Genomic DNA, 1,629 nt, shown 5'->3' on the forward strand with positions numbered 1-1,629 from the left:
GATGACGAAGGGCAGGATGTAGGTCAGCAGCGAGAGCCAGCCGTTGGACGACTTGCTCTCAACGTTGAAGTTCGCGGCCGGCTTGACGTCGTTCTCGGCCTGCTGGATGAGCTGCGGCGCGTAGGAGTCGGGGTAGCCGACGGAATACTTCTGGCCGTTGGTCAGCGTGACGTCCGCACTGTTGGACTTCTGGTCCAGCGACAGGTTCTTGACCTGCCCGTGGTCAAGCTGGGAGAGGAGGCTGCCGAACGAGTAGTTCGGCCCGTTCTTAGAGCTCCCGATCAGCTTCTGGGCGAAGAACGCCAAGACGACGACGATCAGGATCGGAAATGCGGCGCTCTTGAAAAACCGGCTCATTGCTGTAGTCCCTGCGTTGCCCCGGTACTACCCGTTGTGATGCGAATACCGTGGGTCAGCAAGCGTAGCACCTGTGTTTGGCATGGAAATCACCTTCGCAGCTCGCAAAATCGCCTGCAATCGAACGCTCTATACGTTCAACGCGGCAACGAAGGGAAGGTTGCGGTAGCGCTCGGCGTGGTCCAGGCCGTAGCCGATGGCGAACCGGTCGGGGATCTCGAAGCCGACGTAGCGCGTGCTGAGATCCACCTTGCGGCGGGCGGGCTTGGTCAAAAGCGCGCATACCTCCAGCGAGGCGGGGTTGCGCCCGGCGAGGTTGCGCAGCAGATACTGCAGCGTCAGCCCGGAGTCGACGATGTCCTCCACGATCAGTACGTCGCGGCCCTCGATGGCGGCGTCGAGGTCCTTGAGGATCCGTACCACGCCGGAGGTCTTGGTGGCCGAGCCGTAGGACGCCACCGCCATGAAATCGACCTCGACCGGGATGTCGATGTGGCGCATCAGATCTGAGAGGAAGAACACCGCGCCCTTGAGAACTCCGATGAGGAGCAGGTTCTTTCCCGCGTAATCGCGTGAGACCTCCTCGCCCAGCTCGCGCACCCTCCGGCTGAGATCCTCGGAGGGCACGAGGATCTCCCCGATCGCTGGATCGTCGCTCACGTTGGCGCAGTCTAGTGTGGCCGCCCCGACGCATGACCGCCCCGCCCGGAGACGCTAGCAAGTACACCTATAAGTTTACTTTTCGGGGATGGCGGGCGTGCGTCCGAACGTGACCAGCCCGTCGTGGACGGTGGCACGCACACCCGAGGGGAGGTCCAAGGCCGACGTCCCGTGCGCCGGCATCGCGACCACCTCCTCGGCGCGCCGGGCCACGCCGGCGGCCGGGTGACCCGCGGCGTCGTCGGCCAGGCGCTGGACCACGAGGCGCCGCAGCGCCGGCGCCAGCTCGCGCAGGCGGTCCAGCGAGATCTCCCTGCGCCCCTCGAGCGTCGCGGAGACGAGCTCGTCGAGCACCTCGGCCTCGGCGCGCAGGATCTCGGCCAGCGCCAGCACGTTGTCCTGGGCGGCGGGATGGACACGCTCGAGCGCGGGGACGAGCTCGCGTCGGATCCGGTTGCGCGCGTAGGCGTCCGTGTCGTTGGTCTCGTCATCGCGCCATTGCAGGCCATGGGCCTGGCAGTAGGCGCCGGTCTGCTCGCGGGTGACGATGAGCAGCGGGCGTACGAGCGCGCCGTCGCGGGCGAGCATGCCCAGGACGGCGCGACGGCTCGG

3 protein-coding genes are annotated in these 1,629 nt (G+C 66.3%); all 3 read right to left on the minus strand.

Annotated elements, in window-relative coordinates; genetic code table 11:
- The coding region (locus tag VHW64_RS18830) for an ATP-dependent metallopeptidase FtsH/Yme1/Tma family protein (protein WP_329652118.1) at nt 1-357 on the minus strand (357 nt) is incomplete at its 3' end.
- 129 nt (nt 358-486) lie between these two features.
- A complete protein-coding gene (gene hpt / locus VHW64_RS18835) occupies nt 487-1,017 on the minus strand; it encodes a hypoxanthine phosphoribosyltransferase (RefSeq protein WP_329652119.1) in 531 nt (176 codons plus the stop codon).
- A 75-nt stretch (nt 1,018-1,092) separates the two neighbouring features.
- On the minus strand, nt 1,093-1,629 hold a 537-nt coding region (locus VHW64_RS18840), incomplete at its 5' end, for an ATP-binding protein (RefSeq protein WP_329652120.1).

It is taken from the genome of Nocardioides sp., from assembly GCF_036267815.1.
Taxonomy (GTDB): Bacteria; Actinomycetota; Actinomycetes; order Propionibacteriales; family Nocardioidaceae; genus Nocardioides.